The 17,860-nt window shown below is 32.0% G+C and carries 18 protein-coding genes and 1 tRNA gene; 14 read left to right on the top strand and 5 right to left on the bottom strand.

Annotation, left to right across the window (positions count from 1 at the left end; all coding sequences use genetic code 11):
* Nucleotides 1-75: 75 nt before the first annotated feature.
* Nucleotides 76-1,296, bottom strand: coding sequence for a threonine synthase (gene thrC, locus JG780_RS04030; RefSeq protein ID WP_287569279.1), 1,221 nt, complete (start codon nucleotides 1,294-1,296; stop codon nucleotides 76-78).
* Nucleotides 1,297-1,468: 172 nt separating this feature from the next.
* Between thrC and JG780_RS04035 the strand changes: the two genes are divergently transcribed.
* The 13 genes from JG780_RS04035 (at nucleotide 1,469) to mnmE (ending at nucleotide 12,299) form a co-directional block, all read left to right on the top strand.
* Nucleotides 1,469-2,014, top strand: a complete 546-nt coding sequence (locus JG780_RS04035; protein ID WP_012580336.1) for an HD domain-containing protein — start codon at nucleotides 1,469-1,471, stop codon at nucleotides 2,012-2,014.
* Complete coding sequence (locus JG780_RS04040; RefSeq protein WP_287569280.1) at nucleotides 2,011-2,415, top strand: hypothetical protein; 405 nt, start codon at nucleotides 2,011-2,013, stop codon at nucleotides 2,413-2,415. Before JG780_RS04035 ends, JG780_RS04040 begins: the two co-directional genes overlap by 4 nt.
* Nucleotides 2,416-2,428: 13 nt before the next feature.
* On the top strand, nucleotides 2,429-4,339 hold the full coding sequence (gene thrS, locus JG780_RS04045) for a threonine--tRNA ligase (protein WP_287569281.1): 1,911 nt from the start codon (nucleotides 2,429-2,431) through the stop codon (nucleotides 4,337-4,339).
* Nucleotides 4,299-5,156 (top strand): HD-GYP domain-containing protein, encoded by an 858-nt coding sequence (locus tag JG780_RS04050; protein ID WP_287569283.1) that lies wholly within the window; start codon nucleotides 4,299-4,301, stop codon nucleotides 5,154-5,156. Before thrS ends, JG780_RS04050 begins: the two co-directional genes overlap by 41 nt.
* A 41-nt stretch (nucleotides 5,157-5,197) precedes the next feature.
* Nucleotides 5,198-5,599, top strand: a complete 402-nt coding sequence (locus JG780_RS04055; RefSeq protein ID WP_049750547.1) for an NfeD family protein — start codon at nucleotides 5,198-5,200, stop codon at nucleotides 5,597-5,599.
* Between the two features lie 4 nt (nucleotides 5,600-5,603).
* Nucleotides 5,604-6,521 carry an SPFH domain-containing protein gene (locus JG780_RS04060; RefSeq protein WP_004102489.1) on the top strand — a complete coding sequence of 306 codons (918 nt, stop codon included), beginning with the start codon at nucleotides 5,604-5,606 and terminating at the stop codon, nucleotides 6,519-6,521.
* Nucleotides 6,514-6,993, top strand: a complete 480-nt coding sequence (locus JG780_RS04065) for a hypothetical protein (protein ID WP_012580341.1) — start codon at nucleotides 6,514-6,516, stop codon at nucleotides 6,991-6,993. Before JG780_RS04060 ends, JG780_RS04065 begins: the two co-directional genes overlap by 8 nt.
* Before the next feature lie 15 nt (nucleotides 6,994-7,008).
* Complete coding sequence (locus JG780_RS04070; protein WP_463274139.1) at nucleotides 7,009-8,136, top strand: CD0519/CD1768 family membrane protein; 1,128 nt, start codon at nucleotides 7,009-7,011, stop codon at nucleotides 8,134-8,136.
* Between the two features lie 124 nt (nucleotides 8,137-8,260).
* Entirely contained in the window at nucleotides 8,261-9,424 is a 1,164-nt protein-coding gene (locus JG780_RS04075; RefSeq protein ID WP_287569285.1) for a type III PLP-dependent enzyme, read from the top strand.
* A gap of 41 nt (nucleotides 9,425-9,465) precedes the next feature.
* A tRNA-Leu gene (locus JG780_RS04080) sits at nucleotides 9,466-9,552 on the top strand.
* A gap of 55 nt (nucleotides 9,553-9,607) precedes the next feature.
* The gene (locus tag JG780_RS04085) at nucleotides 9,608-10,324 is read left to right on the top strand and encodes a WecB/TagA/CpsF family glycosyltransferase (protein WP_004102496.1); all 717 of its coding nucleotides are present in this window, start codon (nucleotides 9,608-9,610) and stop codon (nucleotides 10,322-10,324) included.
* Nucleotides 10,321-10,959, top strand: coding sequence for a 16S rRNA (guanine(527)-N(7))-methyltransferase RsmG (gene rsmG, locus JG780_RS04090; protein WP_004102498.1), 639 nt, complete (start codon nucleotides 10,321-10,323; stop codon nucleotides 10,957-10,959). The genes JG780_RS04085 and rsmG overlap by 4 nt, the downstream gene beginning before the upstream one ends.
* Nucleotides 10,960-10,973: 14 nt before the next feature.
* Nucleotides 10,974-12,299, top strand: coding sequence for a tRNA uridine-5-carboxymethylaminomethyl(34) synthesis GTPase MnmE (gene mnmE / locus JG780_RS04095; protein WP_287569286.1), 1,326 nt, complete (start codon nucleotides 10,974-10,976; stop codon nucleotides 12,297-12,299).
* Between the two features lie 253 nt (nucleotides 12,300-12,552).
* On the opposite strand, the gene JG780_RS04100 is transcribed toward mnmE, so the two are convergent.
* Nucleotides 12,553-13,227 (bottom strand): TIGR00266 family protein, encoded by a 675-nt coding sequence (locus JG780_RS04100; RefSeq protein WP_114702516.1) that lies wholly within the window; start codon nucleotides 13,225-13,227, stop codon nucleotides 12,553-12,555.
* Nucleotides 13,228-13,293: 66 nt separating this feature from the next.
* On the opposite strand from JG780_RS04100, the gene JG780_RS04105 reads away from it, so the two are divergent.
* Nucleotides 13,294-14,070 carry a glucosaminidase domain-containing protein gene (locus tag JG780_RS04105; protein ID WP_004102506.1) on the top strand — a complete coding sequence of 259 codons (777 nt, stop codon included), beginning with the start codon at nucleotides 13,294-13,296 and terminating at the stop codon, nucleotides 14,068-14,070.
* Here the strand turns inward: JG780_RS04105 and JG780_RS04110 are convergent.
* The 3 genes from JG780_RS04110 to JG780_RS04120 form a co-directional block, all read right to left on the bottom strand.
* Nucleotides 14,065-15,372, bottom strand: coding sequence for a nucleotide sugar dehydrogenase (locus JG780_RS04110; RefSeq protein WP_287569287.1), 1,308 nt, complete (start codon nucleotides 15,370-15,372; stop codon nucleotides 14,065-14,067). The genes JG780_RS04105 and JG780_RS04110 overlap by 6 nt on opposite strands.
* A 130-nt stretch (nucleotides 15,373-15,502) precedes the next feature.
* Entirely contained in the window at nucleotides 15,503-16,006 is a 504-nt protein-coding gene (locus tag JG780_RS04115; protein ID WP_004102509.1) for a ferritin-like domain-containing protein, read from the bottom strand.
* Complete coding sequence (locus tag JG780_RS04120; RefSeq protein WP_287569288.1) at nucleotides 16,006-17,856, bottom strand: FAD-dependent oxidoreductase; 1,851 nt, start codon at nucleotides 17,854-17,856, stop codon at nucleotides 16,006-16,008. Before JG780_RS04120 ends, JG780_RS04115 begins: the two co-directional genes overlap by 1 nt.
* Nucleotides 17,857-17,860 lie beyond the last annotated feature (4 nt).

Consider the following 17,860-nt stretch of genomic DNA (forward strand, 5'->3'; position numbering starts at 1 on the left):
GTTTCATCCGTATCGCCTCCTGGTTTTTGTGTGTGGTTAATTATATATTATCAGGAGGCGATATTTTTTCAACCTCTATTTTTCCTTACAGGAATTCTCATTTATGTATTCAATGATTTTCTCAAAAACTGGTGGAATAGGATTAATTTTTATGTTATCTTGAACTGCTTTAATGTCTTTTAAGCCATTTCCAGTAATAAATATTGCTACAGTATCTTCTTTTTTTAGCAAATTCATAGAAATAGCTTTTTTAAAGCCTGCATATGCAGCAGCACCTGCAGGTTCTGCGAAAATACCAGTGTTTTTAGCTAGTTCAAATATTGCGGTTTTGATTTCTTCATCATTAACAGTTAAAAATGTTCCACCACTCTTTTCAACATATTTACAAGCTTTTATTACATCACGAGGCTTTCCAACAGAAATACTATCTGCAATTGTGTTTGGTATTATATCTACAGGAGTGTAAGGTTTTCCATAAGAAAATGTTTTTGCAATTGCATCTGCTCCTTCTGCTTGAATGCCTATTATTTTTGGAATTTTTTGTATAAGATTTAAGTTGTAAAAGTCATAAAAACCTTTGTAAATTGAGCTTATAACTGTTCCATCTCCTGCACTTACGAAGACAATATCTGGAACATTAAAGTCAAGTTGTACAACAAGTTCCATGGCACCCGTCTTTTTGCCTTCAAGAAGGTATGGATTAATAGCAGAATTTCTTGAATACCAATTCAACTTTTTGCCAACTTTTGTAGATATATCAAATGCTTGGTCGTAATTTCCGTCAATAAGAATTATATTTGCTCCAAAAACATGTAACTGTGCAAGTTTTGCAATTGGAATATTTTTAGGAACAAATATATAAGTTTTAAGATCAGTAGGAGCTGAAAGTCCTGCTAGAGAGCTTGCTGCATTGCCAGTTGAGGCACAGTAGATAGTATCATATCCGTATTCATATGCTTTTGAAATTGCAATTGCTGAGGCTCTATCTTTGTAAGAACCAGTGGGATTTGTTCCATCGTATTTAAAGAAGACTTTTTTTATGCCATAATAATTTTTAAATTCATATGTTGGGGTATTACCTACGACTTGTTTGACTTTATATTCTGCAATTGGTAAAATCTTTGAAAATTGTGAAATATCTCCATGTTTGTCAAAATCAGATTTTTTAACATTTATTAAATCGTAATTAAATATTACTTCTAATGTTCCATATCTTTCACCGCATTTGGGACAGGTATAAATATTTGGTTCTGGATCATAAATACTACCACAAGTTATACATTTTAATTTGTACACATTAATCCCTCCTATAGTTTGTTTTAAATTATACTTGATATTTGATGTAATCAAAAAATAACAAAAAATTAAGAATTTTTTTGAATTTTACAATTTTTGAAAATTTTACAGATATTATTAGTGATTTTCGTTTTAAACTTATGATATACTATAAATGTGGAGGTGTTTAGGTATGATAAATAGGCAGCAAGCATGGGAACTTTTAAATGAACATGTTAAGACAAAAAATCTTATAAAACATTGCCTTGCAACAGAGGCGGTTATGAGAGATCTTGCAAATTATTTTGGAGAAGATGAAGAAACTTGGGGAATTGCAGGACTTTTACATGACTTAGATTATGAATATACGAAAAATACTCCTGAAGAGCATGGATTGAAAACAGTAGAATTGCTTGGCGATTTAGTTAGTCAGGAGATTAAAAATGCAATACTTGCCCACAGCGGGAAAAAATCTAGAGATACTTTGATTGAAAAAGCAATTTATGCTGCAGATCCTACAACTGGTTTTATTGTTGCAGCTGCATTGATTAAGCCAGAGAAAAAGCTAGAAGCAATAGATGTTCAATTTTTGTTAAAACGTTTTAAGGAAAAATCTTTTGCAAAAGGTGCAAATAGGGATCAAATGGCAAGCTGTGAGAAATTTGGTCTTTCGCTTGAAAAATTTTATGAAATTGCCTTAAATGCAATGAAGAAGATATCAAAGGAGCTTGGTTTATGATATCAGGTTTGTTTTTTTGGATATTTCCATTTTTTTTAATTTTTTTTGATTTAGCTTTTTCCGATCTTTTTTTATCTTTTATGCTGTTTTTCTTTTTAGAATCTGCTAATAACTTTAGCTTTGAAAAAGCGTTAAGATACGTTGTTTTTCTTTCTTTATATACTATGGTAATATTTAAAGATTTTAATTTAATTAACGTTTTTTTAATATTTTTACTTATATTAATAGAGTCGTATAGAGACTCTTTTTTAAAGATTTGGATTTTACCTTTACTGGAAGCTTTTATTTTTTATTCTTTGTTTTTAATTAATGGAAGTTTGAAAGTATTTATTATTTCAATATTGATTTCTTTGTTGATATATGGCTATTTGATAAAGAGAGGAATAATAAAATTTAAATAGAGGAGGTAATATAATGAAAGTAACTTTACCAGATGGAAGTGAAAAAGAATATAAAGATAAAGTTACGCTTGCACAGATTGCACGAGAGATTAGTGAGGGGTTATTCAGAAATGCAGTCGGAGGAATAGTTAATGGAATGTTGTGGGATCTTGAAAGACCTATTGATTTTGATTGTGAGATAAGAATTATAACAAAAAAGGATAAAGAGGCTCCGGAATTTTTTAGGCATACCATGGCACACATAATGGCTCAAGCAGTTATGAGAATATATGGCCAAGAAAATGTTAGACTAGGTATTGGCCCTACTATTGAAAATGGATTTTATTATGACTTTGAAATATTGAATGGGGTTATAAAGGAAGAAGATTTAGAAAAGGTTGAAAAAGAAATGAAGAAGATCATAAAGGAAGATTTAAAGATTGAAAGAGTTGAAATGAGTAAAGATGAAGCAATAAAGATGATGGAGGAAAAAGGGCAAATATACAAAGTTGAGTTAATAAAAGAAATACAAGATGAAAAAGTGAGTTTTTATAAGCAAGGAGAATTTGTGGATCTATGTAGAGGACCACATTTACCAAGAACGGGAATGATAAAACACTTTAAGCTATTGTCTGTTTCTGGTGCATATTGGAGAGGCAGTGAAAAAAATCCAATGCTTCAAAGAATTTACGGTACAGCATTTGCTACCAAAGATGAGTTGGATAATTATTTAAAAATGCTTGAAGAAGCTAAAAAGAGAGATCACAGAAAATTAGGTCCAAAACTTGGATTGTTCTTTATAAACACAGATGTTGCAGCTGGGATGCCAATATTCCTTCCAAAAGGTGCAACTATTTTAAATGAACTGATGAGTTTTTCAAGACAACTACACAAAGAATATGGATATAAAGAAGTGATGACTCCATTAATTATGAATGTAAAACTTTGGCATCAAAGCGGACACTGGGATCATTACAAAGATAATATGTATTTTACAGAAAAGGAAGAGACTGAATACGCAGTAAAGCCAATGAACTGTCCAGGACATATTCTGATTTATAAGAATGATGTAGTCTCTTACAGAGATCTTCCTATTAGGCTTTTTGAATTTGGGAAGGTTCATAGGTATGAAAGAAGTGGAGTTTTACATGGGCTTCTTAGGGTGAGGGCATTTACTCAAGATGATGCTCATATATTCTGTAGACAAGATCAAATTGAAGAAGAAGTAAGCTCTGTTGTAAGGCTTATAGACGAACTTTATAAACCATTTGGATTTACTTACAGAGCAACTCTGAGCACCATGCCAGAAGATCATATGGGAGATGAAGAGACTTGGGAAAAAGCAACAAATGCTCTAAAAAAAGTTTTAGAAGATATAAAGCTTGATTTTGATATTGCAGAAGGTGAAGGTGCTTTCTATGGTCCGAAAGTTGATTTTCATGTAAAAGATTCTCTTGGTAGAGAATGGCAATGTGCAACAATTCAACTAGATTTTCAAATGCCAGAAAGGTTTGACCTCAAATATGTAGACAAGGATGGTATTGAAAAAAGGCCAGTGATGATTCATACGGCAAAATATGGATCACTTGAAAGATTTTTTGGAATATTAATTGAGCATTATGCAGGGGCATTTCCTCTTTGGATTTCACCAGTTCAGGTATTAGTTTTACCAGTTTCTGATAAATATATTGATTATGCAAAAAAAGTTGCAAGGTTGTTAAGTGAAAATAATATTAGGGTTGAAGTTGATAGTAGGAACGAAACTCTTGGTTATAAGATTAGAGAGGCTCAAATCAGCAAAGTACCATATATGATTATTGTAGGAGAAAATGAAGAAAAAAGTGGTAAAATAAGTGTTAGAAGTAGAGATGGAGTTGAGGAAAAAGATGTAAGTGTAGAAGAATTTGTTGAGGTTGTCCGCAAGGCTATTGCTGAAAGAAGGTGATAATTTGATTTCAAAAGAATTATCAGACTTTTTGAGGGAAAAGTTATATGATTATGATATAGGTTTTGAAAAAGGAGAAAAAGATATAAATATTTTTGAAGAGAATGGATTTATCTTTGTAGAAAAGGATCAAGATATCGTATTTTCTCTTAAAAACGAAAAACGATATTTTGACCTTTTACCTATAATAATTGAAAAAGTTGTAAGAGGGCATTTAAATGTTCTGCACAAGGATAAAGCAGAAGAATTAATTGTTGATTTACTTGTAAATATAATAGTTTTGAGTGAGGTAGAAGACAGTGATGGATATAGCCATACTGAAAGAGTTGCAAAAATGGCGGAAAAGTTTGGAAAATTTTTAGGAATGGACGAAAAAGAACTAAGAAAATTTGTATTTCATGCGTATTTGCATGATGTTGGAAAAATCAGTCTTGAACAATTAATGTTATATTCACCCACTAGGATGAGATTGTTTGAAGAAAGTTACCAAGATCACACAGTTATGGGGAGTGTTTTTCTTTCAATGTTTGAGGTTTTGTGGGAATATATTCCAACTGTTAGATATCATCATGAAAGATGGGATGGAAAAGGTTTTCCAGATGGCTTGAGAGAGAGGCAAATTCCATATTATGCTAGAGTTATTTCTATACTAGACTTTTTTGATGAAACAACTCATTTTATCTCTTCAGAATGGGAATCTGAACTAAAAACTCCAAAAGAAGCTATGGAGATGATTAAGAAGTTATCTGGAAAATATTTTGATCCAAATTTGGTTGAAAAATTTGAAAGTTTTTTAAAAAGTGAGGGGGTGATATAATTAGCCCGACAGTTTTTTGGATTATATTAGCTGTAATATTAATGGCAGCTGAGATATTAACACCTACGTTTTTTATATTCTGGTTTGGGGTAGGCGCATTGGCATCAGCACTAGTTGCTTTTTTTGTTGGTAATACTATTTGGGAACTTGCCACATTTATAGTAGTCTCTGGTATTTTGGTTATTTTAACAAGGCCTCTTGCAAATAAAATTAGTGGAGAACAAACGAGAAAGATTAATGTTGATGAGATAATTGGAAAACATGCCTTAGTTTTAGAAGATATTAACAACAAAGCAGGAACTGGAATTATTAAAGTAAATGGCGATACCTGGAGAGCATTCTCAAATGATGATGAAATTGTAATAAAAAAGGGGGAATATGTAAAAATTTTGCAAGTTGAAGGTGCACATGTTGTGGTTGAAAAAATAGATCAGGGGGTGTGATAATATGTTATACTTTTTGTTTTTAATATTAATATTCTTTTTGTTTTTAGTTGCGGCATCTGGTATAAGAATTGTCAGACCGTATGAAAGAGGATTGGTAGAAAGACTTGGAAAGTTTAGAAAAGAAGTTAAAGCAGGCATTCATTTTATTATTCCTTTTTTTGATAGAATGATAAAAGTGGATTTAAGAGAACATGTTATAGATGTTCCACCTCAAGAAGTTATTACAAAGGATAATGTTGTTGTAACTGTAGATGCTGTAATATACTATGAAATTACAGATGCTTACAAGGCAGTATACAATGTTAGTAATTTTGAATTTGCAACAATAAAGCTTGCACAAACGAATCTTAGAAATGTTATTGGTGAATTAGAACTTGATCAGACGCTTACTTCAAGGGAAAAAATAAATACGAAGCTTAGAACTGTACTTGATGAAGCTACTGATAAATGGGGAATTAGGATTACAAGAGTTGAAATTAAAAAGATAGATCCACCAAAGGATATTATGGAAGCTATGAGTAAACAAATGAAGGCTGAAAGAACAAAGAGAGCAGCAATTTTAGAAGCAGAAGGAATTAGGCAATCTGAAATTTTAAAAGCAGAAGGTCAAAAACAAGCAGCAATTTTAAAGGCAGAAGGTGAAGCGGAAGCCATTAAGAAAGTTGCAGAAGCAAATAAGTATAAATTGATTGCTGAGGCTCAAGGGCAAGGTGAAGCTATTATGTTAGTATTTAAGTCAATACATGAAGGAAATCCTACCAACGACGTTATTGCAGTAAGATATCTTGAGACACTTAAAGAAATGGCTAATGGAAATGCAACTAAGATATTCTTACCAATGGAATTGTCAGGTATTTTGGGAAGTATAGGAGCAATTTCTGAAATGTTTAAGAGTGGCGGTGAAAAAGATAATGCTTGATGTTACCTTTTTTACGCTTATTACAGGGGCCGTAGGGCTCCTGATTTCTATTGCATTAGCTTTTTTAATTGTAATTTCGAAGACATTCTTTAAATATGGTACGTTTAGATTTTTTAATGAATTAATTGTTTTAGGTCTTGGAATATTAGGTTGGTATTATATACCTAAAGGCATATTGCAATTGTTTTTCTTTTTAATTCTTTCGACGCTTTACCAACTTTATAGGATTATTAGGGATATTTATTCTATAGATACCAGGTTTAGAATATTGGTTTTGGCTTTGGGAAAAGACAGATTTGAGTATGCTATATTTTCAATTAAAAGAGTAAGTAAAAGAATAATTGGAAGCTTTTTTAAATATTTTGCTATTTTAATTGCCGCTTATCCCATTTCTCAGTCGTTGCATGCAGAAATAGTTGGTGTAATATCTTTATTGGTTGGCGTTATATTGGTGCTGCTAAAATTAGACTGAGAAAGGGGAGTATTTGTGAAAAAATCCTATTTTGAAGCTTTTCTTTTTCTAATATTATTGATACTTGTCTTTTTATTTGTAAACTCCTATATGGGAGTTTCTAATTTTTTTAAGACACTAATGCTAACAGCCCATGACTTATTATTAAATACCGTATTTTTTATTATGGCAGTAGCAGTTATTACTGGGGCTTTTTCAGGTCTTTTGTTTGAATTCAAGGTTGCTGATTTGATAGATGTAATTTTAAGACCGTTTATGAAACCTCTCTATAACCTTCCTGGTGTTTCTGTGATGGGAATAATCGCAACTTACTTTTCAGATAATCCAGCTATTATTGCTCTTGCAAAGGACAAACGGTTTATGAAAAACTTTGCAAAGTGGCAAGAACCTTTGTTGTGCAATTTGGGAACTTCCTTTGGTATGGGATTAATAGTTTCAACTTTTATGATTGCTCAAGGTAGTAAAATGGGAGATAATCTAGTTCCTGCGGTGTTTATTGGAAATTTGGGTGCAATTTTTGGAAGTATTGTTAGTGTAAGAGTTTTTTCAAGTTTTACAAAGAAAAAATTGGGAGATTATGATGATTCAGAAGAAGTAGTAAATGTTGAATATGAGGATAATAATAGTTATGGCAGTTTTACAGAGAGACTTTTAACTGCGTTACTTGATGGAGGGAAAAAGGGTGTAGATATTGGATTGGGTATTATTCCAGGAGTTCTAGTAATAAGTACTTTTGTAATGATGATTACTTTTGGACCAAAAGATCCAACAGTAGGATACCAGGGGCTTGCATATGAAGGTATCCCAATATTACCTTATTTGGGTGAAAAAATATTCTTCATTTTAAAGTGGTTGTTTGGTTTTTCCAATCCTGAATTGATTGCCTTTCCTTTAACTTCATTGGGTTCAACTGGTGCCGCGCTTGCATTAATTCCAAAGTTTATTGATTTGAATATTATTACACCGAATGATATAGCAGTCTTTACAGCTATGGGAATGACTTGGAGTGGATATTTGAGTACCCATATTGCTATGATGGATGAACTTGGGTATAGATTTTTGACAGGAAAAGCGATTTTGTCACATACAATTGGTGGACTTGCAGCTGGTGTTTTTTCACATTTTATTTATATGTTATTATAACCTCCCCGCTCTGTATTTCATAATTGTAACATGTTGTAGTAAAAAATTAATAATATGTATGTTTTAATGTAGCATAAATTAGTTTATTATTGTTTTAGATTTTTTACTGAAGGGAGTGGGGAGAATGGACAAAAAAATTCTCAACAAAAAATTGAAAGCATTGGCAGAAAAGCATGGAACTCCTATTTTGGTAATGGATTTGGAAGTAATAAGAGATAACTACAGAAGACTTGTAGAAAATGTAAAAAATTCAAAGATTTATTATGCTGTTAAGGCCAACTCCCATATTGAAATTTTAAAACTTTTAAGAGATTTGGGAAGCTATTTTGATGTAGCTTCAAGACCAGAGATTGAAAAGCTTTTAAGTATAGGTGTAGAACCAGAGAGAATGAGTTTTGGGAATACAATAAAGAAATCTTCAGATATAGCGTTTGCATATGAAAAAGGAATTAAAATGTTTGCAGTTGACAGTGAAATGGAGATAGAAAAGATAGCTGAAAACGCTCCAAATTCGGATATATATGTTAGGATTAGCACCAATGGGATGGAAGATGATGCAGATTGGCCTTTAACTAAAAAATTTGGAACAAGTGTTGATCACGCCATTTCATTGGTAAAATATGCGTACTCATTGGGACTTAATCCAATTGGTGTGAGTTTTCATGTAGGATCACAAAATTATAATCCGGAAAATTGGAGAGTTGCAATTAGGGAAGTTTCTGTAGTATTTGAAGAGGCAAGAAGAATGGGAATTGAAATGAAAATGGTAAATACTGGTGGGGGAATGCCAGTAAAATATTCAAAAAATATTCCGACCGTTGAGGAAATTTCTGCAGTTATAAATGAGGCAATAGCAGATTATATTGGGGAAGATGTAACAGTAATATTGGAACCAGGACGTTCAATGGTGGGTAACGCTGGTACAATGATAACGAGTGTAATCTTAAGGAGTCAAAAAGGGGAAGAAAAATGGATTTATACTGATGCAGGGGTATTTCATGGTCTTACTGAGACTATACAGAATATAAGATATGAAGTTGAAGTTATTGGCAAAGAAGATGAAGAAAAAGAAAAATTTGTTCTTGCAGGTCCAACATGTGATAGCGTTGATGTAATGTATTATGATATTAAATTACCGAAAACAACAACAATGGATGATTTAGTTGTATTATATAACACAGGAGCGTACACTACTGAATATGGTACAAATTTCAATGGTATACCTTCTCCTAAGATAATCTTTGAAAGTTCAATATTTGTAAAGCAAGAATTGTTTGAAGAAGTATAGTTTGCTTAAATTTTATGTGATATAATATAGTTGTGTAACATGCCGAGGTGGCGGAACTGGCAGACGCGCATGACTCAGGATCATGTGGAGTTTTCTCCGTGCGGGTTCAAGTCCCGCCCTCGGCACCAGTCCCGGTAATATCCGGGAATTTTTTGTATTAGAAAAGTAAGAAAGGTGGAGAAAGTGGATATTGTAAACTTCTCGCAGTTAAAGATCACAGTTGGATTTGAAAATGAAATAAGAGAAGAAATTGTAAAGAGTATAATTTCTAATGAAAAAACTTTTATAGTAACTTTGAATGCTTCTATTTTATTGAGAGCGTTGAAGGATGGGTATTATAGAAACGTTGTAAATAATGCTACATATATTATTCCCGATGGTTCTGGAATAGTATGGGCCTTAAAAAGGAATAGAAACATTTTAACTGATAGAATTACAGGTATAGACACAATGTTATATCTATGTGAAAAGTCTAAAGAGTATAACTGGAAGGTTTATCTTTTAGGTGCAAAACCAAAAGTTATTGAGGAAGCGGCCAAAAAGCTAAAAAATAATGGTGTAAATGTCGTTGGCTTTCATCATGGTTATTTTCCTTTTGATGATAAAAGTGTTTCTGAGGAAATAGAGCGTTTAAAACCTGACTTAGTTTTTGTTGGTATGGGAGTTCCAAGGCAGGAAGAATGGATTTTTAATAACATTTCATTACCTTTTAAATTTGCAATGGGTGTAGGTGGAAGTTTTGATGTAATTTCTGGACTAAAAAAACGTGCACCACTGATTTTTCAAAAAATGAAATTAGAATGGTTTTATAGATGGCTGCAGTCTCCGATAAAAAAAAGGCATGTGCCTTTCGAAATAATTAAATATACATATTTAGTGTTAAGAGGTAAGATAAGATGAATTTTGAAAAGAAGCAAGTTATTTTAAAGTACTTAAAAGAAATTATAAACGCACCGTTAAATCTTACCGCTATAAAGGAACTAGAACTAGCCTACCAATTATTAGCCATGGATAGTTTAATTCCTCTAAGAGAAAATGATGTGGGGAATAATTTTTTAGATGTTGGAACTGGAGGAGGCGTTCCAGGAGTTTTTATTGGAATTATGTTTGAAAATTCTCGTGGCTTATTAGTTGATTCTTCGAGAAAAAAGATAGATTTTGTTAGAGAGGTTTGTAATAAATTAAATTTGAATAATCTAGAATTTTTAAATGCAAGAATTGAAGAAAAGAAAGATTTGATTGAAAAATTTGATTCGGTTTTTTCAAGAGCTGTTGCAGAATTAAGAGTAATTTTGGAATTGACGGTTCCCTTTTCAAAAGTTGGTGGAAAAATTTTTCTTTACAAGGGGAAAAATTATAAAGAGGAGTTAGATAATGCACAAAATGCTATAAAAGAGCTAAACGTAAAACTTAGAGAGATAAGAGAGTATAATATTCTTGAAAAAGAAAGAGTGTTACTTGTTTTTGAAAAAGCAAAAGAAAATGATCCTAAATATCCAAGAAGATTTAATAAAATTTTGAAACAACCTTTGTGAGGAGGGATTAAGATTTGTTTGACACGATCGCGGCAATATCCAGCCCTTTAGGAACAGGTGCTATTTCAGTTGTAAGAATTGATGGACCTAAGAGTCATGATATTGCAAAAAAGTTGGTAAAAATTTCTAATGTTGATTATAGAAGAGTTTATCATGCTTTTATGGAATTTGAAGGTCAAATAGTAGATGAGGTAAATATTGTTTTTTATAAATCTCCAAATAGTTATACAGGTAACGACTTAGTTGAAATATATGGTCATGGAGGAATACTGGTTACAAGAAAAGTTCTTGAAGCAGTGTTGAAGAGTGGGGCAAGGCTTGCAGAAAGGGGAGAATTTACAAAAAGAGCATTTTTAAATGGTAAAATTTCACTAGTTCAAGCAGAGTCAATATATCAAATAATAGAAGCAAAGAGTGAAATATCTTTAAAACTTTCTTTTGAGAATTTAAAAGGGAAGTTATCAGAAGAAATAGAAAATTATCGTTCAAGGTTATTAAATATACTCGCAGAGATAGAAGTTTCTATAGACTATCCAGATGATATGGAAGTTGATTTTGATAATATTTTTAATTTATTGACTAAAATAGATCAACAATTATCTTTAAAAATTGAGAAAAGCAAAAAAGCTTTAACCTTGAACCAGGGTATAGTTATGACAATCGTAGGAAAGCCAAATTCAGGGAAATCTACCTTGTTAAATAAACTATTGGAAGAAGATAGGGCAATAGTTACCGATATTCCAGGGACAACAAGGGATGTTATTAAAGGCGAGATAGATATTAATGGAATCCACTTTGTTATTGTTGATACTGCTGGTATAAGGGAAACAGATGATGTTGTTGAAAGTATAGGTATTCAAAAAAGTATTAAAGAACTTGAAAAAGCTGATATTGTTCTTTTTGTTTTAGATTCGACAACAGGTTTCACAAAGGAAGATGAGTATATTTTTGAGAAGGTAAAAAAATTAAACTATATACCTGTATGGAACAAGTGTGATATTGGTGATAATTTTAATATGGAGTTTAGAGATGCAGTAAAAATAAGTGCTTTAACGGGAGAAAGTTTTAGATCTTTAGAGTCCATGATATTATCAAAGGTTTCTGATATCATAGAATCTGGAGAGAGTTCACATGTAATAACACAAAGACAGCTCGAAGTTTTGGAGAGAGTAAAAAGAAATGTTGAAAGTGCTATTTTTAATTTAAAAAGTGGGTATGAAGTTGATGTTGTATCTATTGATATAAGAAAAGCTTTGGAAGAATTAGATGTATTAATAGGAAAAAGATTTTCCGATGATCTGCTTGATACAATTTTCTCCAACTTTTGTGTTGGAAAATAAAAAAACACGGGCCTTTTTCTTGGCCCGCTCAAAGCTGTGGGGGGTGTATCTCAAGGGGGATAGGGGGGTTTCTCTAATTAATATACTACATCATTTATGTTACAAAGTTAGTCTTACCAAAGTTTCTGTTACGAACCATTTTTGTTAACAAAGAATTACGTACTACCTTCTTAGCAATTATAAAAACCACTTTTTACTTTTTCTACTATTTTGACTGAAGAAAAATTTCAATGGTTCAAAAAAAAGATTATTTTTACTTACTTGCGGTATCTCTAGGTATAAGATTTCTAATCCAGTTAATGAATGCAGGAGAATTTCTTGTTTGTATATAAACTCTTCCTGGGCCAACAAGATCAACTACGAGACCTTCACCACCAAAAAGAGTTGATTTTATTCCGCCAAATGTTCTAACAGAATACTTTACTGTTTCATCAAACCCTACAATATGACCAGTATCAACAGTAATTGCCTCTCCAGGTTCAAGTTCTTTGTGATAAATTCCACCGAAGGCAGATATAGCGGCTTTTCCATATCCAGAAAGTTTTAATAAAAAGAATCCTTCACCGGAAAAGAAAGTTTTGAATCCGCCAAATTTTGTATCAATTGATATTGTTTCTTGGCTTGCAAGATATGAGGTAGATTGAAGGAAAAAACCATTTTTGATATCTATTACTTCAATATCACCTGGTAGGAGTGGGGCAAATGAAATTTTGCTTTTGCTATGTGAAATATACTTATTAAGAAAAAAGTGTTCTCCTCCTAAAAATGCTCTTTTTAAGGCTTTAAATATTCCTCCTGTAGATGTATTTACTTCAATATCTCCTTCCATTGAAACCATTGCGCCAGGTTCAGCTACAATGGTTTCACCAATTTCAAGTTCAACAAACAATATAGCGTATGAACCTCTAAAATCAGTCTTAAAAAGCATTTAACCCCTCCTTTAGGTTTATTTATAAAATTTATGATAAAATTGGAATGAGAGGTGATAAGATAGATGAGAAAAATAACTTTTTCGGTTATAATTATAGCATTTTTGTTTTTAAACTTTTATACTATTGATTCAGAATTTGAGTATTTTCAATTTTTTGAATCAGAAATAAATGTAAAATTTGATGATTGGAAAGAATTAAAAAAATATTTTGAAAAGATAGGGTATTTTTCAATTAAAAATCCCCCTAATATTATTGTTAAATCATTGCCAAAAAACCTTTCTGAAGCTCCAGTTGCTGAAAAAAAGGAATTATTTGTAAAAATAATGATCCCATTAATTCGAAAGGTTAATCAAGAAATTCTTATGGAAAGAAAGGAAATCTTAAAAGCAAAGGAAAATGGTGATTTAAAAGTTTTAGAGTTTTATATGAAAAAATATGACGCAAATGATTATGATGAGCTATTATTAAAAGTAAATGCTATTCCTGAGGACATAGCACTTGCACAGGCTGCCGTTGAATCTGCTTGGGGAACAAGTAGATTTGCTATTGAAGCGAATAATATTTTTGGAGAGTGGACTTTTACACCAGGAACTGGTATTGTTCCAAATGATAGACCAGATGGTGAAATTTACGAAGTGGAATATTTTAAAAGTCTTTTGGATTCTATGAGAAGCTATGCTTTGAATTTAAACAAATTACCATATTATGAAGATTTTAGACTTATAAGGGCCGGAATAAAAAAAGGCCATCCAGCTGATGGCCTTATCAATTATTCACAAATGAGAGAGAAATATGTTGAGATAATTAAGACTGTCATTAAAAATTTACCAAGGTTATAAAACATATATATTTTCTCTGTTTTTAAAGTTTTTTAAAACATTTTTGGTGTCAAAAACAAATGGTAAATTTTCTATTATATATTCATAATCTATTCCAATTGTATGAGCAGTTGTTATAATTGCTCCGTCAAATTTTTTAAGGACTTCTTTATCAAGATCTATGGATTTGTAACTTTTTCCGTTTAGAGAAAATTCTGGTATAAATGGATCAAAATAATATACCTCTGCTTTTTTTCTTTCTAATATTTCTATTACTTTTAATGCGGGGCTTTCTCTCATGTCATCTATATTTCCTTTGTATGCAACTCCTAGGACTAATATTTTACTACCATTAAAAGGTTTTTTAAATTCATTTAAAATATCGCCGAGTCTTTGGACAACATAATAAGGCATTTCATCTGCAACTTGACCTGCCTGTTCCACAAGCATTAAATGAAGATCGTATTCTCTTGCTTTGTAAGATAGGTAAAATGGGTCGATAGGAATACAATGTCCACCTATACCTGGGCCTGGATAAAATGGCATATAACCAAATGGTTTAGTTGAAGCTGCATCTATTACTTCCCAAATATTAACATTCATTTTTTCAGCAACTTTTGTCATCTCTTGAACTAATGCAATATTTACTAATCTAAAAGTATTTTCAAGAATCTTAGACATTTCAGCGGTTTTAGGAGAGCTTACTGGAAACACCGGAGCATCGAGCACATTTTCATACAATGCTTTTGCGTATTTTGTACATTCACTGGTTACTCCACCAACTACCTTTGGAGTATTTCTCGTTTTATATCTTATGTTTCCTGGATCAACTCTTTCAGGACTAAATGCAAGGTAAAAATCTTTACCTACCTCAAGTCCAGATTTAAGGAGTATAGGTAAGACAACTTCTTCAGTGGTTCCAGGATAAGTTGTACTCTCTAAAATTATTAACTGTTCACGATGGAGCCTTTTAGAAATATCTTCGGCAGTTTGAATAATGTATGAAAGATCTGGCTGTTTAAATTTATCAAGTGGTGTGGGAACACAAATACTTATTACATCACAATTTTCAAGTTCTTCAAAATTGGTAGTGGCTCTAAGCCTTTTTTCATTTACAAGTTGTTTTAATTCTTCATCATTAACATCTCCAATATAATTTTTCCCTTCATTAATCATATCTACTCTCTTTTGTTGTATATCAAATCCAATGACGTTGTATCCAGCTCTTGCCTTTTCAACTGCAAGTGGAAGTCCAACATATCCCATTCCCATTACACCAATAATAGCACTTTTGTTTAATATTTTTTCGTACAATTTTGACATACTCTCCCCTCCGTTCATTCAGTGAATGAATATTCTGACTAAATTATAACATTTTTATTTTTATAAATCAAGTAAAAAAATACCCCAAGGATGATATTTCACCCTTGGGGTATTTATATTTTTTTATAGATTAGAAAGGATAAAATCCAAGATCAAGTCTATTTTTTTCGTATATTTCTTCAATCATTTTTTTAACCAATTCTACATGGCCTTCTTCCCATGTTTTTAAGTTTTCTAGTATTTTTACCAATTGTTCATTTTCTAGCTCTCTAGCCCGTTTTGCAGCCTTATCATAGTAATTAACAAAATCTTTTTCAATTAAAAGAGCCATTCTTAGAATTGACAAATCTTTTATGTCATCTTCAGAAGGTGTTTTACTTATCTTCTGTGAAGTAAATCTTTCTTTGAAAAAATCTTTTGTAGTATCAACTGAAGCAGTAGGGATTTCGCCGTTTTCTTCAAGTGCTTTTCTAACCATTCTAATGTATTCAGTATGTTCTTTTTCCATGTTTTTTAGAAATTCGAGAACTTCTTTTGCAAGTGAATTCTTGATTTCTTCTTTTTTTGACATGTAAAATTTGTATCCTTCAATTTCAAAATTTTCAGCAAGTTTTAAAATGTCTTCAATTGACATTATTTCACCTCACTTCTTAAATATTCATCAATACCTTTTGCCGCCCAATAACCATCAGCAACGCCATGGATGATGTCAGGACCGTGAACAATATCACCACCAGCAAAAAGCCATTTAATTGATGTTTGCCTATATTCGTTTGTTACAATTCTTCCTCTTACAAATTCTAATTTTTCTTTTAATTCTTCGGGGAGGTAACTATAGTCAGGGGCTTGTCCTATTGCTTCAACTACCATATCTGCATCCAAAACCATTTTTTTATTTTCATCAAATTTTGGATTAAATCTTCGATTTTCATCAAATACCTCAAGACATTTTTTAAATTCAACACCTTTTACTTTATCATCTTCAATTATTATTCTTATTGGACCCCATCCAGGATAGAATTTCACACCTTCTTCTGCTCCTTCTTCAATTTCTTCCATGTCTGCTGGCATTTCTTCGTATGTTCTTTCTAAACTTGAAACTTTTACATCTACTTTACCATATTCCATCATTTGAAGCCTTGCCATTGATCTTGCAACGTCCATTGCAACATTACCGCCACCAATAACAACAAGGCTTTTTGGAATCTTTGGTTTTGGACCTTCACCTCTTAGAAAGTCTCTTATTTCTCTTAATAATGGCAGAGCTTGTATTACATCTTCATGCTCTGTTCCAGGAATATTGGTGCTTCTTCCAAGTGTAAAACCTGTTGAAACATAGACAGCATCGAATTTTTCTTTTAGTTCCATTAGAGGAATATCTTTTCCTACGCTAACGCCAACGTGAATTTTTACTCCAAGTGCTTGAATGAAAGCTATATCTTTATCTAAAGCTTCATCTGGTAATCTATAAGATGGTATACCATATCTCATAACACCTCCAGGCCTTGAAAGACTTTCAAATACTTCTACTTCGTATCCCATTGTTGCTAAAAAGTATGCAGCTGAAAGTCCTGCAGGTCCTGAACCTACAATTGCAACTTTTTTATTTCTAGGTTCGATCTTGTAATCAACAACGTTTTCATAACTTGAAATGTTGTCAACAATGTACCTTTTTAGCCATCTAATTGCAATTGCATCCCCTCTATTTCCAATTGAACATGCTTCTTCACACTTGTGAGTACATACTCTACCACATACTGAAGAAAATGGGTTTGCACCGAGCATATCTTGTTCTAAGTCACCTTTTAACAATATATTTACTGCTTCTTTTAGATCGTCTTTCCAAATTGCTTTAATATATTCTGGAATTCTCATATGTTGAGGACATCTGTCCGTACAAATTCCACACTCAACACATCTTGCAGCTTCATGCATAGCTTGTTCTTTGCTATATCCTTTAACATATTCAATAAACGATTTTGATCTTTCTTCTCCTTCAATCATTTCCATTTCAACTCTATCTAATTCTAATAACTCAGAATTTTCATCCCTAGTCCAGCCTACTGGCACCTCATCGACACCATGTATGCCTTTTTCAGTTGGAGCAAAAATGAAATCTTCAGGATCAGGAGATATATGGATATACTCTCTTGTCATTTTTAAAGAACTAGTAGTACATATGTCAACACACATGGCACAAAATGAACATCTTCCGTAATCAATAACTGGGCGTTGTGGTTTTTTACCATACTCTTGGGCTAATCCCTCTACTTCAACCATTCTAATTGCATCTGTAGGACATATTTTTACACAAGTACCGCATCCAATACATTTTTCCCAATCATTTATGTGGAAACCTCTATATCTTTCTGCAGCTTCTCTTTTTACGTATGGAACTTTTATTGTAACTGGTTTTCTAAACATATATTTCCAAGCTTTTATTGGAGCAAAGAATTCTTTTTTAGGAGTTGTTTTATTTGTCATCACA

Source organism: Thermosipho sp. (in: thermotogales) (assembly GCF_020054775.1).
GTDB lineage: Bacteria > Thermotogota > Thermotogae > Thermotogales > Fervidobacteriaceae > Thermosipho > Thermosipho africanus.